The following is a 15,977-nucleotide window of genomic DNA, read 5'->3' as shown; positions in this document are numbered from 1 at the left end:
ATGGACCTCCTTTTATTTCACTTAAATTAGGAATACTGGATCGTATCTTTGGATGCCGTCGCTTTGCGAAGCAGCCAAGTAACCAGCAGACAGATCAAGAGCAGGAAGAACCCTACAGCACTGCCGTAACCAAAGTCGAAGCTACGGAATGCCTGACGATACATATAGGAGGCCATCACTTCGCTGGAGCCATTCGGTCCGCCATCGGTCATCACGTAGATGAGGTCAAAATACTTGAGTGAGCCCACCACTGCCAGTACCACAGTCACCTTGATGACTTCTGTAATAAGCGGCAGCTTGATTCGAAAAGCGATCTGCCAAGGGCTAGCCCCGTCAATCCGGGCTGCTTCCACCAGGGATTCCGGAATGTTTTTGAGGGCTGCATAATAGATCAAAATATAGAAGCCTGCATACTGCCACAGAATCGGTACGAACAATGCATACAGCACCAGGGATGGCTCCGCCAGCCAGGCTGGCGGATTGATGAAGCCGATCGCTTCCAAGAAGGTGTTCAGCACACCATTGCTGGGATGATAGATCTTCAGCCATAACTGGGCGATCGCGACCGAAGACAGCAGCATCGGGATTAAATATATTTTGCGGAACAGATTGGCGCCCTTGATCTTGCCTGACAGAACCAAAGCAATCATCAGATAACCGATCAGACTCAGCGCAGAGAACAGAGCAAGCAAAAAAGTATGATTCGCACTCTGCCAGAATGTTCCGTCCTGAAGCAGTCTGGCGTAATTATCCAATCCAATAAAGGTCATTGCACCGATCCCGTCCCATTGCATCAACCCATAATACCCGGTGAGCACGATCGGAATGTAAACCAAGACCAGCAGCAGAAGCAGTGCAGGTAGCACGTACAACGCAGCAACGAGACGGTTGGACATGACTTTGTCCATCACATTATCCTCCCTTCAAGCGTTCAAGCACGTGTACGTCAATTGCCTTTATCAATCGCAGCCTGATGATTCTTCACGAAGTCCTCCGGTGTCACCGCTTTGCCAAACAACGCCTGAATCATGTCCAGATGTGCCTGAGCGGCTGCCGGTTTCATCTGTACATCTGCAAAGAGTGTAAGGCTGCTGGCCTGATTCAATTCGTTGAGCAGGTCAATGTAAAGCTGTGGCAGCTGTACTGCCGCCGTATCCACTTTGGTTGCCGGGATGACGCCTGCTTCAGTCACCGAACTTTCACCCCATTTTTCCACAAAGTATTGCACAAACTTCTGCGCTTCTTCCTTCACTTTGGAGTTCTGGGCCACGAACAACCCTACGCCTGGACCACCTACCCAGCTGTTAATATCGCTCTTGCCATCTTCCATCGTTGGGAATTTGAAAAATCCAATCTTGTCCTTGAATTCCTGCGGGATGTCCGGGTTAGTCGTGAAGTTTGGCAGTTCCCATGTACCCATCAGATACATCGCAGCTTTTTCGTTCATGAATTCAGATTTGCCCTCATCGTTGGACAACCCGTTGAAGCCTTTGTTGAAGGCATTCATATCCACCAGCTTCTGCACCTCGGCAGCAGCTTGGGTCAGAGCAGGATCGTCGAACTTGCCGGAGCCATTGATTGCCTTTTCCAGTGCATCTCCACCTAACCGATTCGCCAGGTACATATACCAGAGTGAGCCGGTCCAACGGTCTTTATTGCCCAGTGCGATCGGAACCTCACCGTTCTCTGTCAGTGTCTTCAGCACACTCAGGAATTCATCGTACGTTGCTGGCGGCTGCAAGTTATATTTCGCAAAAATGGCTTTATTATAATAAATGGGGGAGATATTCAACTCAATGGGCAGCGCATATGTTTTGCCGTCTATCGCATAGGCTTCGGTTGTTCCAGCGATAAATTTCTCGCCCAGCGAGTCGCTGAGCAGATCATCGAGCGGTGCAAACAGATTGCCCTTCACATAAGGCTCCAGAAATCCGGCAGCCCAAGTTACACCCACATCGGGAAGTTCATTGGATGCGGACAGAATTTTCAATTTGTTCTTGTATTGTTCATTCTCCAGCACTTCCTGCTTGATGGTCACATTCGGATGATCCGTCTGATACTGCTTGATGATATCGTTGACCAGTTTGTTTTGCTGTGCGGAACTGCCCGCTGGCCAGAGGTGCATGAATTTGAGAGTTACTTTCCCATCTGCGCCGTTGCTGCCCGCTTCACCCTCTTGATCCGAACCTGAACTGTTACATCCGGATAAAATTACGGCGAGAACCAGCGTCCATGACAGAAGCATGGCCATCGTCTTTTTGCTCATTATCCCAACCCCCTTGGTTTTTTTCGGTTAATGTAACCGCTTTAACCAAATTGTAGCATGGGTCTATCGCCCCCATAAGACCAGAGTAATTTGGAAAAACTCCACTTTTTTGAGGTTATTTGTTATTTTATTCAGATAGGGAATGCCGATATTTGCTTGGACTAAGCCCCTCCAGACTTTTAAATACCGTGATAAAATACTTATCCGTCTGATACCCCACCTGTTCCGCAATTTCCGAGATCGGCAGGGTCGTCTGTACAAGCAACTCCTTGGCGCGCTGAATGCGTTTGCGGGTAAGGTATTCACTAAAATTGATGCCGATCTGTTCCTTGAACAACACACTGAAATAACTGGAGTTTAGATGAAGTAAATCAGCGATTTCACGCATGGTCACATGTTCACCCAGATGCGTATCCACATAGGTCAAAGCTTCACTGATCTGGCTATTGAGCCTCTGCTCCCCGCGCTCCTTAACATCCAGCAATTTGGGGTCCACCATTTCCTGCATCGTTTGAATGCGTCGCTGTTGTTCGCTGAACTTCAAGGCTTTCTCGACGGTCTGCAACAGTTGTTCCTTATCAATCGGTTTCAACATATACTCCACGACACCCAGCTTAATGGCCTGTTGGGCGTACTGAAAATCGGCATGTCCTGACATAATCAGAACAACAGGCTTGTTCGCAAAATGCTGAATGGCTTCGATCAGGGACAACCCGGATATTTCCGGCATGCGAACGTCCGTTATCAACAGATCTGCTGGCTGTTTCCTGAGCCACTCCACGGCCTGAGCACCACTTTCCGCAGTTCGAATGTGATTTCGTCCTGCCGACCACCCCTCCAGTGTCTTGCGAATACCCTCTCTTGTACGTGGCTCATCATCAACAATAAGAATCGTTTTGTCATGAATCATATTGCACCCTCCGTTCCCATGGGAATCTCAAAGCCAATGACGGTCCCTTCCCCAACCTTACTTGTTAAGGAGAGCTTGCACCGTTCGCCAAGTTGGCTGCCAAAATAGAGCTTCAGCCGTCGATGTACGTTGATCAGACCTACGCCTGACCCCTTGTTGGATACAGCGGGGCCACCATGTAAAGCATCAATGACAGATTGAAACCGTAATTCATCCATACCGGGACCATCATCCCGGACCTCAATACGCACCAGATTCTCATCGAATGAAGCATCCACTTGGATGCTTATCTTTCCGGGTCCCAGTTTACTTTCAATACCATGGAGAATCGCATTTTCCACCAAGGGCTGTATAAGCAGTTTCGGAATGTGGACCTTACGAACCGCATCGCTCAGCTGAATCTCCCATTGCATTCGATTTCCCAACCGCATCTGCATAATGCGAAGATAACGCTCTGCGTGTTCCAGTTCGTCGGCAATCGTAACCCATTCATCCTGCTGTGAACTGGAGATCGTATAGCGGAATAATCGGGACATCGCCACAACCATACGTGCCATCTCCTCATCTCCCCTTTCCTCAAGGGACCAATAAAACGCCTCCAGTGTGTTGAATAGAAAATGGGGGTTAATCTGAGACTGCAACGCCTTCAACTCCGCCCGAGACTGCATGACTTCCTTCTCATGAACCACACGGGTCAATTCGTTCTGTCTGTAGACCATCTGGTTATACACGTTGTTGAGTTCGTTGATCTCCATCGTAGAGCTGACCATTAGATTAGGTCTCATGGCTCCCGGTTGTGCACTACGCATGGCCCGCATCAGGCGTATGAGCGGACGTGTAATCATCGTGGACAGGAAGAAGGACATGATAAGGAACAGAACAACTCCAATCATTCCCGAGACGAGCAGTGCCGTTCTTAGAATGGATACACCTTCCGTTGTCTCCCCCAGCGGGGTCAGGACAGCAAGTGTCCATCCCGTTAACTCCGATTTTTGACGGACGACGATATAGGATTCCTCCCCGTTCTGGACGACTGATCCGCTGTCCAATATGGCTTTTGGATCGAGATTAATCTCCAGATCGGAAGTCACCACTTCGCCTGCCCCATCCAAGAGCATGATGGAGTCCTGCGAACCATCTGCCCCATTCGAATCATTGAGTTGAAAGAAACTGCGTTGCATCCGCACCACAATATAGCCTCCATGCTCAAAGGAATGATCCAGCAGATTAATGCGTCGAATAGCCAGAAGCACTCCCGGGTCTTCAGGATCATCACCTGCCCATACCAGTCTGCCCTTTCCTTCATCCGCCTTGGTTATCCAGCTGCGTTCCACTCTAAGATCGAGGGATCGGTCATCCATAGGGAAGATGCGATGGTAACCGGTTGTGTATATCTCCATACTTTGCGCACCATTGATAAAAGACTGATAACTGCCTGCAATCTGCAAGAGAGCTTGACGCTGATTAAAGGTGGCCGGATTGCCTTGCTTCTCATCGCTGAGTAGACGCTGCACATAGGAATCATCCGCGACCTGGGCGGTCAGCGAATTCACTTGTGCAATGAGTGCATCCAATCTGCCACTGGCTTGGACGGCGGTTTGATGAATATGTTTCTCCGCATTGCTTTTCAGCAGGGCAGCTACCCGATCATAAGCCGATATGCCTGCGAGTAGCAGAACAACGAGCATCACCATAACAAAACCAATGAAGATCTGATTGCGGAGTGAGTTAAAATGTCCTTTTTTCCTATGCAACTTCCCCATACTCCTCTCTTTTCTGCATGTAAAAGAACCCACCACTTTACGCCCGTGCTCTTGAAGACTGGGTACAAACGATGCCGGATTTATCTACGTATTCAGTTCTTCTATATAAAATGAACGAAAGCATATTTACACTAGCCACTACGATGACAGAATAACCTTCCAATCGCTGTTATCCCCAGATTTTTTGATTCCCTTGTTAAAGGGGAAAATCCGGTGATAAAGACGAAGCATATGCTTCCGATGTAGCTTTCTTTCAGAAAGCTTTTAGCTCCGCTTTTTCAGGTTATTTCTGCCCTCTCCGTTCTCGTGCAAATGTTTAGTTCAATTTATATAGTTAAAGCGCTTGCAAAATTGAACCTTAATCTTCTTCTTTTCTAGTCTTTGTTTACCGATTAAACTAACGACTAAAAAATAGCATAGTTTTACAGGTTAATCAATCCAACCGAAGAGTTCCCATACGATAAATAATAGCAACAATCCAAAAAAAGAGAGGGGACTCTTACAGTCCACCTCTCTTTGTTCATATCCTTCACACATATTCTTTTCTGTAGCACATCTTCAGTTATTTAACAGACCCTTGCGTAACCCCGTTGATGATCCACTTCTGTGCAAACAGGTAGATGATAATCATCGGCAGCAACGCGAGCAGGTAGGATGCAAACGCAAGGTTAAACTCGGTATTGAACTGCCCTTGGAATACATACTGTACCAGCGGCAACGTGTACTGTCCCGGATCACTGATAATAATGAGTGGCAGCAGGAAGTCGTTGTACGTCGACAGGCAAGTCAGAATACCAACCGTGGCACTGATCGGTGCCATGAGCGGGAAAATGATTTTCCAGAACGTGCCCCAGGTTGTCGCCCCATCTACAAAGGCCGCTTCCTCCAGCGCTACCGGAATGGACCGGATATATCCCACGTACACAAATACGTTGAATGCCAGACCATAGACCGTGTGCAGCAGGATCAGACCTACGAGGTTCGTCATCTCCAGCGATGCGGTCAGCTTAACAATCGGCAGCATGATGATCGGAAACGGAATGAACATCGCACTGACGAAGTAATAATAGAGTCCTTTGAAGAATTTACGTTTCTCCATATTCCGCGCAATCGCATAGGCCACCATGGAGTTACTGAGTAACGTCAAAAGCACGGTTGAGGCGGTAACGATCGCACTGTTACGGAACGATTGGAAGAAGTTCGTCATGTCGATCGCTCTTGCGAAATTCTCCCAGTGAAGCGTTGTCGGAATGGCAAAGACTGATTGGGCCATCTGTTCCGGATTTTTCAAAGCAATCGTAACGGTCATATACAAGGGGAACAGGATAAACAGAGTACCTAGCACAACGAGCAGCATAACGAGCCAATTGATTCGTGTACGGCTTCTCATTACAGATCCATCTCCCTTCTTTGCAGGAACCGGATTTGCAGAATTGAAATCACCGCAATAACGATGAAGTAAATAACCGAGTTCGCGGATTGATATGCATATTCGCCGCCTTCGAATCCGCCGGTGTAGATCAGATGGGAGATGGACTGCGTCGCCCGTCCGGGACCACCGTTGGTCAAGGCTACGATTTGGTCGAAGACCATCAGCGAGTTTTTCATCGCCAGCACCATATTAATGGTGAAGAATGGGGCAATAAGCGGGAATGTAATGCTCCAGAATTCACGCCATTTGCCTGCACCGTCGAGGTTGGATGCCTCGTATAGCGTCGTTGGTATCGTTTGCAGACCAGCCAAATACAGGATCGTATTCAGAGCCACAGATTGCCATACGGCAACAATGACGATACCGATCCAAGCCAGACTCTCGCTGCCGAGTATGTTCGTGGATAGCGCGTTGATGCCCAGATTTTGTCCCCAGATCGGGAATACATTGGAGAACAGGTAGTTAAATATGTAACCTACAATCAGTACACTCAGAATATTGGGCAGGAAGTAGATGCCGCGGAAAAAGTTACGGAACTTGATCTTGGCATTCAGCCCGAGTGCAATGAGCAGGCTCAGAATATTGGTCAGGATCGTCACAACGATCGCAAATTTGAACGTAAACCAGTAGGCGTTACCCACATTGTCGTCTTGGAACAAGTTGAAATAGTTTTTGAAGCCAACAAAATCATACTCTTTCCCGAATCCGTTATAATTCGTAAATGAATAATAGATGCCCTGGAGGGCCGGCAGTGTCATAAATACAAAGAACAATACTACCGCCGGAACCGTCATCCAGTAATAGGGTGCGATACGTTTGTTCATACTCCATCCTCCTTCAGACCAGGCTTAGCGCCGATTGGCAACCTTGTCCCATTCTTTGTCGAGTGTATCTAGATAGTTGTCGATGTTTTGATTCTGCAAAAAGGACTGTACGATGGAATTCAGCTGCACCGCAGCCGGAATATAGTGATCGGCAAAGTCTACCACCTTGCCCTGCTCGATATAAGGCATCAATTCCTGCACGGCAGGATCATCCTGCTTCACGTCTTCTACCGCAGAGAACAGCGTCTGTTCGTCAATGTATCTTCCGATATTCTCAGGCTTCAACAGAAACGCAATAAACGTCTCTGCCTGCTCGCGATTAGGCGTGTCAGCCGCAATGGTAAACAGGGAGTCGATCCCGTTCACGAGCTTAATCTCGCTTGCATCGTTGCCCGTAGGGAATGGGAAGAAACCGATGTCTACATTTGGGTTCGCTTTGCGAATCTCCGAGATGGCCCAGGTTCCCTGGATGTACATAAAGGCTTCACCGTTAGCAAAAGCACGGTTACCGTCCGAATATGCTTTACCAAAGTTATCGCCGTGACCATACTTCATGAGCTCCAACTGCTTCTCGGCAACCTCTCGGTATTTCTCTTTGAACGTTACCTTGTTATCGCGCCGTTCCTGATAGAAATTGATACCGACCAGATTGGAGCCAAGTGCATTGAAGGGAAGGCTCGTCTGCCAGTCATCCTTATATGTGAAGTAAAATGGAACCTCACCTGCATCCTTGATCTTTTGGGCAGTCGCGATAAGTTCATCCCACGTCTTGGGCACGTCCAATCCCATTTCCTTAAACAACGTTTTGTTGTACATGATGCCGTTTGCATTAGTCGCGTAAGGAATACCAGTCACTTCGTCCATGCCTGTGAGATCATTCAGCATTTGTATGTAGTTCGGATCAATCGTCTTGAGCAGTGAACTGTCCGTCAGATCGGTGAAAATATCACTCTGGGCCAGAATGGAATAGGTGTCAGTTGCCCCCATGGCCATAATGTCCGGAATATCGTTTTTGACAACACGGGTCTTCAATACGGTCTCCGCATCTGGCGGATTCACCTGCGTCACCTGGATATCGTCATGCTCCGCATTGAACGTTTTAATTAATTCATCAAAGGTTGTTTTGGCTTCAGGCTTGTTCTGGAAAAATTCAATCTGCACTTTGCCATTCGCGCTATCCCCACTGGTACAGGAAGCCAGAAGTACAGCCATCATTCCACATAGCAACATTGTCCCGAGAGCCTTGGTAAGCGTTGTTCTCATGTTGTACCTCCCTCAGCTTTATAAATTGAACTAATGTGATTTACACGCTGTCACTCCGATTGCAGTACCATCTTCCGATCGTTGTTATCCCCAGATTTTTTTGATTTCCTTCCTCAAAGGGAAAATCCGGTTTTAGCGTATGCTTTCGAAGCAGCTTTCTTTCAGAAAGCTTTTAGCTTCGCTTCTTCAGATTGGTTCTGCACTCTCCGTGTTCGTGTATATCTTAGTTTCACTTTATATACGTAAGGATTTACCCATTCAGGTGGTGAAATAACCAATTGGTTAATCCTTCCATCCACTCATACTATGAGCGTTGGCTATACAAGCCTTTAATATTCCTAAAACGGTTTCGATAAAAATGAATCAATGTTATTAATGGAAATTATCATTCAGAATATTAAATATGGCGATTTTGTATGATAAAGATATTAGTGTGGACTCATACAAATCACAACAGGGCTAACGCAAAAAGACCGAAGCAGAGTGAACTTCTGCTTCGGCTACTTATACACTTACAACTATTAATGTGATTATTCCTCACTGATATTTTTAGACTATTGAACCTTTCCTTCACACTAGTTAGAGTTAACCCTGTAGTTAATAGGAATTTGCCAGTCTAGCGTATCTACCTTTGAACCTAGGAAACTGCATTTCCCTTCCACAATCTGCTTTGCCAAGGAACCAAGTGACTTTGACTTTACTTGGTATAAAGGATTGTACGTTTCCACAGAGCTTGTCAAAGAACTAGCAAGTGACCTTTTGGAGCTTGGTCGTTGTCCAGCCTTCTTGCGTCATGCTTGTTACGCTCGTATTCATTTATAATCACAACAAGATTCGTAAAGCCTGATGGACTTGTCCGCATGTACTTAAGATCATCCTGATTAACTTTTACTTGGTAATTAAGTTTTAGCGATGACAGCTGATTTATCCTTGTATTTTAAAGGTATATTCGACAGTATAAGCAGCATAATTGGAGTAATAATATCTAAACATTAAAGTTATTCAAGGGGATACTTATATATGGGAAAAACATCTCTAGTGAATCAAAAAATTCTTTTAATCTTGTTAGTACTCGGCCTCGTAACCTCTCTATTTGCAAATTTTTATTGGTATAATTCAAATAACAGAAAATTAGAACGATTTTCATACCAACAATATAATGTAGTACTATCCGATTACGAAAATAACATTCTCTCTACTTCACAATCTATCTTGTCACAACTAGAAAGCTCTATTGTTAATCATAAAATTAGTACAGAAGAAATATTATTTTTATACACGAGCTATGAAGAATTAAATGATTATCAAATTAACTATGCAAACTATGTACAAACCTATAACTCCCCAGAAGGAAAAAAAGCGAGCTCGCTGGAAGAACCTATTACCCTTAATTATGTCCCTGGTTTCGTCTACTTTAATTCGAGTATCACTTTATTCAAAAAATTACTTTTGCAAAATAACTCTAATTCTAAAGAAGTAGTTGTGACTGATAATTTAGAAAAACGTTTAAAAATTGCACTTCAAATCGTTCAAATAAACACAAAGATTTATGAAAAATTCATTAATAAGAATATTAACCCGTTGTCAGACGAGGCAATATTGACTCGATTAAAATTACAAAAGGATCTAACTGCTTCATTTACAAAACTAACTGAGCTTGATTTAGAATTATCAAGATTAGATTATTAAACCAGTGAACAATTAATGAGAGCAGGACTTTCTCAAAATCGTAAAACAAAAAAAGCCACAATGCCTGAAAAACGCTAAAAGGCCAAAGCGGGATGAACCTCTGCTTTGACCTTTTTGCACTAATCTATGTGATTATTCTTCACCGATAGTTTTTAGAGCTTTTGAGATAACCCAACTGATTCCAGATTGAAGTCACTGCACACATTGTACTAATCGATACATCACATTATGATTCCATGTGTAATCACAACATCTAAGTGCGGTTATTTTCTTCGAGAATGTTACGCTTTCGGCAATGTATTGCGTAAACGCTTGGCTCGATAACTCTTAAACGCACGAATCAACATGCCGATGATGATCATGACTACACCGATGTTAATTGCGACATCAGCGAGATTCAAAATGCCGCGTCCGGACGGAAAGACGAGAAAATCCGTTACCCGCGCATAGATAAAGCGATCGATCGCATTTCCTAAAGCCCCGCCGACCATAAAACCTGCGCCTGCTTGCATCCAGAATCCACGAATCTCACCTTTACTCCGGTAATACAACATGCCTGCTATGAACAGAACAGCAATCACACCGAACAGACGCGCATTCCCCTGAAACATGCTGCCCGCCATGCCACTGTTCTCGTAATGCTGTAATTGCATGCCCGAGTCACCCAGTCTCATGACATCGCCAACTTCCATATACATTCTCACTACAATCTTGGTTCCCTGATCTACCAAAGTCACCAGCAGTGCTACAAAATAAAACAGCATCGTGCTTTTCCTCCTGCCTACTTAGCCACAACTTATTTTAACTTTAAGATTTTTATATATTAGGTTCCTTTCACTTTAACACAGCCGATGTATGGTCTCCAAATGAGCCGTCTTCAACCATGCCTATGACATCATCTAACATCGTCCAGTTCGCATTGGGAAGGTACTATACCGCATCATGTCGAATGTAGACATCAATCATATATGTAAAGGGGCTGCCTGTAATTTGAACCTGACCATGATCGAAAGATTAAAGGAAATGCAGCAGGAAGAAATGAACTTGGTATTTGGCACATTTAATTCTGCAACAGCGCTTAACCTAGGCCTGCATCTGGTTGAAGAAGCGAAGCGTCGTTCCCAAGCCGTGACCATCGACATTACCCTGAAGGGACATCGTCTCTTTTTGCACGCTATGGAAGGCACACATCCCGACAATGAAGACTGGATTCGACGCAAGAACAACGTAGTGAATCATTTCTCCTCCAGTTCATGGCATACGGCTCTGCGCCTGAGAAACGAGGGCCAAACGCTTGAGCAGGAATTCAACCTGCCTGCATCTGACTATGTCTTGGCTGGAGGGGCTTTCCCACTTATTCTGAAAAATGTGGGACAGGTCGGCACCATTACGGTATCAGGTCTGCCTGATGAAGAAGACCATGACCTGGTTACCACAGGCATTCGCTCATTTTTGTTGCAGCAGGATTAGAATAAATGGAGCAAAAAAAGCCCACCTGATCAATATAGATCAAGTGGGCTTTACCTTTACTATCCAAAGCAGCATGCTCAGGACGGATTTTTGCTTTTCATAATATGGTACACATTGCTAAAGCTGCCGGAGAGAATACCGGTAATCGGAAATATGGCCCAATTGATATCCCACCGTTGATATACAAAGCCTGTGAACAAGAAAATGGCTGTCGCCAGCGGCCATACAATCGCTTCCACAGCTCTCACAACCTTGACTTCCTGCTTCTTCTCTACCGTCAACTGGTGCTTCTCCAGCAAGTTCGTGTAAGCCCCCTGAATATTACCGTAATATACAAACAGGAATACTCCTACCCCAGCCATGACCATAAAGGCAGATACACCATAAGAGGCGTAGTTATCATTGATAGAGGAGGCTGCGAAAATAAACACAGGAGACAGAATGCACAGGCAGACACCGGTAATGATAGCTATACGATAAGTCAGAGCGAAGTTCTCCCGACTATGCTGAATACTCATTTTAAGTGTATAAGGAAGTTGGAAGCCCTTCTCCAGATAATTGAAGCGTTCCAGCTTCATGCCACTGTATATGAACATGCTTACCGCAATGGCAATCAATACAAACATACCGATCAGGCCCAGTATAGCGCCCGTTTCCACCGAACGGTTTGCAGCTGAAATGGCATAATTCTCAAATAAGGCATCCATAAAAATTAGAAATGCCACACCTGAAGCGCACAATAAAACACCCAGCCCGATCCAAAATCCAGCACTTCTTTTCGCAGTGGTATATGCATAAATCTCCTCTTCCGTTAACACAGGTACTGTCTCTTCCGGGCTGACTGGCTGAATACCGAGTTCGGCTGTTAACTCCTCGATGTTACCAAATTCCGAGATCACAATGCCGATGGCTTCATTCTCCGACTTGCCTTCTCGCTTTAATTCCAGGTACTTATCTTCCATCCCCGAAAGGAGCTCCTGCTTCAGATGTTCCACCTCAGGTGTCTTCGGCAGACCAACAAACATGTTCTCCAGATAAACCATAATTGTCTCCATGTTCCGTCACAACTCCCTGATAAATAGATTAACAACCTCCTGCGTAACCTTCCATTCCTCACACTTTTCTCTGTAATAGTCGAGGCCGGGCGGCGTAATCCGGTAATAGGTACGACGCTTCCCCAAACTATTCTCATCCAGGTAAAACGATTGAATATAACCGTTCTTCTCCAATCGGGTGAAGGCCGAGTATAATGTCGTTTCCTTCATGACGTACTTTTCCTCTGTCAGCTGTCTGATGTTCTTGGAAATCTCGTAGCCGTACGACTCCCCTTCGAGCAGCATGTAGAGGATCAGCGTATCATTGTAGCCACGTATAACGTCACTGCTGATCACAAAAGATACTCCTCCTCATTACTTCATCTGTCGTAGTAGTTGAAGTATAGCACAACTTACTACGACAGGTGAAGTAGTTATTCCAAAAATGGGCAAAATAAAAACCGTACCTGTTACAGGTACGGATTCATCAGGAATGCTGTGCTGTTCATTGAAATGCTAAGTCGCTCAATTAATGAATAGCTGAGAGGACATCGAGCAACATGGATTTGAACTTCGGCCGATCAATGGCTTCACAGACACGTACATTCGGCTCTTTGCCAAAACGTCCGTTAATATCAACCACACTGTATCCGCGTGTCAGTTCTCCTGCCGCTTCCACATCCACATAATAGTGACCCGACTTGGTCATGATGGATTCATCTGCCGCTACAGCCATTAACAACGTATCGGGATGAGTGGTGCCATTGAGTTTATGTACCGACTTGTTGAACTGCATCACCACTTTATTGATCGCGGTGAAGAAATCGGCACCCGAGGTCCCCAAAGCCGCAATCTCTGCATGATCGTCATCATCCATCACTGAATATTGCGTGCACATCTCCCAGCCAACCATCGTGATCGGAATGCCCGCATGCAGTACAATTTTCGCTGCTTCCGGGTCCACGTAGAAGTTGTACTCTGCCGCTGGTGTGATATTACCCAGTGCATTATTCGTTCCGCCCATGATGTACAGGTGAGCAATCTCAGGAATAATCGTAGGGTCCTTCTGGATCGCCATCGCAATATTAGTCAAAGGCGCAATCGCCAGAAGTTCAATTTCACCCGGATGTGCATGCACCTTCTCAATGATAAAATCAACCGCATGCCCGCTCTCGGGACGCTGATCCGCCTTCGGGAAATGCGCGCCGCCCATGCCATCATCGCCATGTACGTCTTCCACTGTACGATGCTGAGCCTTACCGTAGGCCATTAACGGACGTTCGCAGCCTTTATACACAGGCACCTTGCCGCCATGTCCAGCAACCTGTACCGTGTACAGGGCATTTTCAACCTCCTGGTCGAATTGTACGTTACCGCCCGTAATCGTAATGCCTTCCACCTGAAAGTGATGCAATGCGGTCAGGATCGCAATTGTATCGTCTCCTGCTGTATCTGTATCGATGATGACTCTTCTCATGATGCCGCGCTCCTTCTTCCGTTTAATAGTAAACTCCATAAAACACTATGTCTTATTTTACATTAAAAACGTACCGATGACGATGGAAACGCCGATGATAATCGAACGCAGCAGTTGCGCTACCGCCATATTGCCCCGTGCAATTTCGTCACACACCCGCATCTTCGGAGTCAGGAAGTCAAATATAATATAGACCAGACACAGAATAATGATTCCAAGCGCTGACCACAGCAGCATATCCAGCCACGAGTGCGTGGAGAAAGACACCATCCCCACAATAATACACAGTCCCAGTAATTTGCTACCCATATACATGCCTGCCGCTTCGTTACCTTTGGCGATTTCCTCACTATCGTTATACCGGGTCAATTTGCTAAAAGCGAAATATCCACATACCAATACCACCAGCAGAATGCCTACACCCACAGCCACATTCACGAGGTTTAATCCCAAGTTTTCCATTTCTTCTCCTCCTCATCATTCATCCGTTCACGCACTGTAGCCGCGCAATAATACGCCATATCTCCGGTTACTTTCTCTCCGACCCGTGGTAACAACCCGGCCAAACGCCCACCGATAACAAACACCCCTGTAAGCAGATAACCGCTGTACGATCCATCTTCCGTCTTGATCACAACCTGCTCCATCGGAACCAGCTGCTGATAGATTTTGGGCTGATTTTCGTAATAAGCTGCAATTTCCGCTTCATCCTCATCTGTTGCCCCAGTCGCGAGTTTGGAATGGAACTCCTCGTTAAGAGAATGTTCTATATTCTGCTGTCCAAAAGCATTGTCCGTTCCTCCATCCAGCAAAAGAGTTCCTCTACCCTCGCGCCCCCAATAGCTTTTGGCTACATATGGCATCGCGTTCAACTGGAAGGGTTCAGCCGAAAAATAAGTTGGCAGCAGATATCGGGAAATCACATCCATTTCTGCTTCATCAAAGAGGGTAAACCCGCAATATTCCGAGGTTTGCTCGTTCCGCTCGTAGAGCGACCAGATTGCAGCCATGAAGCCTTTGCTCTGCATGAGCACATGCTGCACCGGATTCATCAGGCCCAATTGTCCCTCTTGTACCAGATCAAGTAGTGCAGCGCCAATGTCCACACCGGTTGTCTCATCCCGATCATCGATCAGATATTCCAATGGATAGAGGCGGTATAGCAGATTAATCTTCCGACCCTGATGGTACAGCGCTTCCCCGGGGACAATCTCCAGCTCCTCCAGTGGGGCATAGAGAACATCGTATCCCGCTTCCTGACAGCGTTTCATTAGATATTTCGTATTCGTTCGATCTTCGACATGTTCCCCAAAAGAAGTGAACGTCACGGGGCCTTGTAACCCCTGCGCTGCATAGAACTCCAGCCATATCCTGAAACATTCTCGAATACGTTCATCCATCTCGGCAGATGGCGCTACTAGCGTAGCATCCTCGGCAAGACCGACCAGGATATTTTCCAGAGCAGCAGCCTCCGGTATACCCGTAGGGGTGTCCGCATTATTTTCAATACACTTTGGACCCGCTTCTCCAATAATCCAGTCCTGACGGGTAATGCCTCCAGATACTATCTCTATACGTGCAGCCGGAATCAGCCCTGGATGGATACCCAACTGATGCTCCAAAAAGGAATCCGGCATGTACTGTTGGATAAATCGCATCACTTTGCAATAGATCCTGTCTACCGCCTCGGCTGCGGTACGCAGCTCTTGTACCTCCGAAGGAGAATAGACCGTTAATGCAGGCACACAATATTGCTTCCCGTACATCCGATGGTATGGAATCTGTCGTTCTGTTGTACCCTGAAATACCTCTTCGTGACTAAACGGTAGTTGAACCACTTGCCTCATCC

15 protein-coding genes are annotated in these 15,977 nt (G+C 46.1%); 2 read left to right on the top strand and 13 right to left on the bottom strand.

The window, feature by feature from the left end; all coding sequences use genetic code 11:
- Positions 1-26 precede the first annotated feature (26 nt).
- The 7 genes from MHH93_RS25725 to MHH93_RS25695 form a co-directional block, all read right to left on the bottom strand.
- Positions 27-908 (bottom strand): carbohydrate ABC transporter permease, encoded by an 882-nt coding sequence (locus tag MHH93_RS25725; RefSeq protein ID WP_500056345.1) that lies wholly within the window; start codon positions 906-908, stop codon positions 27-29.
- Between the two features lie 38 nt (positions 909-946).
- The gene (locus tag MHH93_RS25720) at positions 947-2,266 is read right to left on the bottom strand and encodes an extracellular solute-binding protein (protein WP_500056343.1); all 1,320 of its coding nucleotides are present in this window, start codon (positions 2,264-2,266) and stop codon (positions 947-949) included.
- A 127-nt stretch (positions 2,267-2,393) separates the two neighbouring features.
- Positions 2,394-3,176, bottom strand: coding sequence for a response regulator transcription factor (locus tag MHH93_RS25715; RefSeq protein WP_500056341.1), 783 nt, complete (start codon positions 3,174-3,176; stop codon positions 2,394-2,396).
- Complete coding sequence (locus tag MHH93_RS25710) at positions 3,173-4,930, bottom strand: cache domain-containing sensor histidine kinase (RefSeq protein ID WP_500056340.1); 1,758 nt, start codon at positions 4,928-4,930, stop codon at positions 3,173-3,175. Before MHH93_RS25710 ends, MHH93_RS25715 begins: the two co-directional genes overlap by 4 nt.
- Before the next feature lie 571 nt (positions 4,931-5,501).
- Positions 5,502-6,329 carry a carbohydrate ABC transporter permease gene (locus MHH93_RS25705; RefSeq protein WP_036606635.1) on the bottom strand — a complete coding sequence of 276 codons (828 nt, stop codon included), beginning with the start codon at positions 6,327-6,329 and terminating at the stop codon, positions 5,502-5,504.
- Positions 6,329-7,195, bottom strand: coding sequence for a carbohydrate ABC transporter permease (locus tag MHH93_RS25700; RefSeq protein ID WP_036606633.1), 867 nt, complete (start codon positions 7,193-7,195; stop codon positions 6,329-6,331). Before MHH93_RS25700 ends, MHH93_RS25705 begins: the two co-directional genes overlap by 1 nt.
- A gap of 24 nt (positions 7,196-7,219) precedes the next feature.
- Positions 7,220-8,410 (bottom strand): ABC transporter substrate-binding protein, encoded by a 1,191-nt coding sequence (locus MHH93_RS25695; RefSeq protein ID WP_500056369.1) that lies wholly within the window; start codon positions 8,408-8,410, stop codon positions 7,220-7,222.
- Between the two features lie 1,068 nt (positions 8,411-9,478).
- Between MHH93_RS25695 and MHH93_RS25690 the strand changes: the two genes are divergently transcribed.
- Complete coding sequence (locus MHH93_RS25690; RefSeq protein ID WP_500056338.1) at positions 9,479-10,147, top strand: hypothetical protein; 669 nt, start codon at positions 9,479-9,481, stop codon at positions 10,145-10,147.
- 281 nt (positions 10,148-10,428) lie between these two features.
- Here MHH93_RS25690 and lspA read toward each other — a convergent pair whose 3' ends face one another.
- Positions 10,429-10,911: a signal peptidase II gene (lspA, locus tag MHH93_RS25685; RefSeq protein WP_500056337.1), complete on the bottom strand. Its 483-nt coding sequence runs from the start codon at positions 10,909-10,911 to the stop codon at positions 10,429-10,431.
- Between the two features lie 226 nt (positions 10,912-11,137).
- On the opposite strand from lspA, the gene MHH93_RS25680 reads away from it, so the two are divergent.
- Entirely contained in the window at positions 11,138-11,617 is a 480-nt protein-coding gene (locus MHH93_RS25680) for a heme-degrading domain-containing protein (protein WP_500056335.1), read from the top strand.
- Positions 11,618-11,694: 77 nt separating this feature from the next.
- On the opposite strand, the gene MHH93_RS25675 is transcribed toward MHH93_RS25680, so the two are convergent.
- The 5 genes from MHH93_RS25675 to MHH93_RS25655 form a co-directional block, all read right to left on the bottom strand.
- Positions 11,695-12,672, bottom strand: coding sequence for a permease prefix domain 1-containing protein (locus MHH93_RS25675; protein WP_500056334.1), 978 nt, complete (start codon positions 12,670-12,672; stop codon positions 11,695-11,697).
- Positions 12,673-12,678: 6 nt separating this feature from the next.
- Positions 12,679-13,008: a PadR family transcriptional regulator gene (locus MHH93_RS25670; protein ID WP_105600351.1), complete on the bottom strand. Its 330-nt coding sequence runs from the start codon at positions 13,006-13,008 to the stop codon at positions 12,679-12,681.
- A gap of 172 nt (positions 13,009-13,180) precedes the next feature.
- Positions 13,181-14,128 carry a nucleoside hydrolase gene (locus MHH93_RS25665; protein WP_500056333.1) on the bottom strand — a complete coding sequence of 316 codons (948 nt, stop codon included), beginning with the start codon at positions 14,126-14,128 and terminating at the stop codon, positions 13,181-13,183.
- Positions 14,129-14,185: 57 nt separating this feature from the next.
- The gene (locus MHH93_RS25660; RefSeq protein WP_500056331.1) at positions 14,186-14,590 is read right to left on the bottom strand and encodes a DUF350 domain-containing protein; all 405 of its coding nucleotides are present in this window, start codon (positions 14,588-14,590) and stop codon (positions 14,186-14,188) included.
- Positions 14,572-15,975 (bottom strand): glutathionylspermidine synthase family protein, encoded by a 1,404-nt coding sequence (locus MHH93_RS25655; protein ID WP_500056330.1) that lies wholly within the window; start codon positions 15,973-15,975, stop codon positions 14,572-14,574. The genes MHH93_RS25660 and MHH93_RS25655 overlap by 19 nt, the downstream gene beginning before the upstream one ends.
- Between the last annotated feature and the right edge of the window lie 2 nt (positions 15,976-15,977).

The sequence above is a fragment of the Priestia sp. FSL H7-0729 genome, from assembly GCF_038005685.1.
Taxonomy (GTDB): domain Bacteria; phylum Bacillota; class Bacilli; order Paenibacillales; family Paenibacillaceae; genus Paenibacillus.
Note: the sequence above shows the minus strand (reverse complement) of the source record. Positions and strands in the feature narration are given on the sequence as shown.

Bases quoted from the DNA above. Each gene is read 5' to 3' on its own strand.
- MHH93_RS25700 (WP_036606633.1), bottom strand. From the start codon at position 7,195: ATGAACAAACGTATCGCACCCTATTACTGGATGACGGTTCCGGCGGTA.
- lspA (WP_500056337.1), bottom strand. From the start codon at position 10,911: ATGCTGTTTTATTTTGTAGCACTGCTGGTGACTTTGGTAGATCAGGGA.
- MHH93_RS25655 (WP_500056330.1), bottom strand. From the start codon at position 15,975: ATGAGGCAAGTGGTTCAACTACCGTTTAGTCACGAAGAGGTATTTCAG.
- MHH93_RS25715 (WP_500056341.1), bottom strand. From the start codon at position 3,176: ATGATTCATGACAAAACGATTCTTATTGTTGATGATGAGCCACGTACA.
- MHH93_RS25665 (WP_500056333.1), bottom strand. From the start codon at position 14,128: ATGAGAAGAGTCATCATCGATACAGATACAGCAGGAGACGATACAATT.
- MHH93_RS25660 (WP_500056331.1), bottom strand. From the start codon at position 14,590: ATGGAAAACTTGGGATTAAACCTCGTGAATGTGGCTGTGGGTGTAGGC.
- MHH93_RS25675 (WP_500056334.1), bottom strand. From the start codon at position 12,672: ATGGAGACAATTATGGTTTATCTGGAGAACATGTTTGTTGGTCTGCCG.
- MHH93_RS25725 (WP_500056345.1), bottom strand. From the start codon at position 908: ATGGACAAAGTCATGTCCAACCGTCTCGTTGCTGCGTTGTACGTGCTA.
- MHH93_RS25695 (WP_500056369.1), bottom strand. From the start codon at position 8,410: ATGATGGCTGTACTTCTGGCTTCCTGTACCAGTGGGGATAGCGCGAAT.
- MHH93_RS25720 (WP_500056343.1), bottom strand. From the start codon at position 2,266: ATGAGCAAAAAGACGATGGCCATGCTTCTGTCATGGACGCTGGTTCTC.
- MHH93_RS25690 (WP_500056338.1), top strand. From the start codon at position 9,479: ATGGGAAAAACATCTCTAGTGAATCAAAAAATTCTTTTAATCTTGTTA.
- MHH93_RS25705 (WP_036606635.1), bottom strand. From the start codon at position 6,329: ATGAGAAGCCGTACACGAATCAATTGGCTCGTTATGCTGCTCGTTGTG.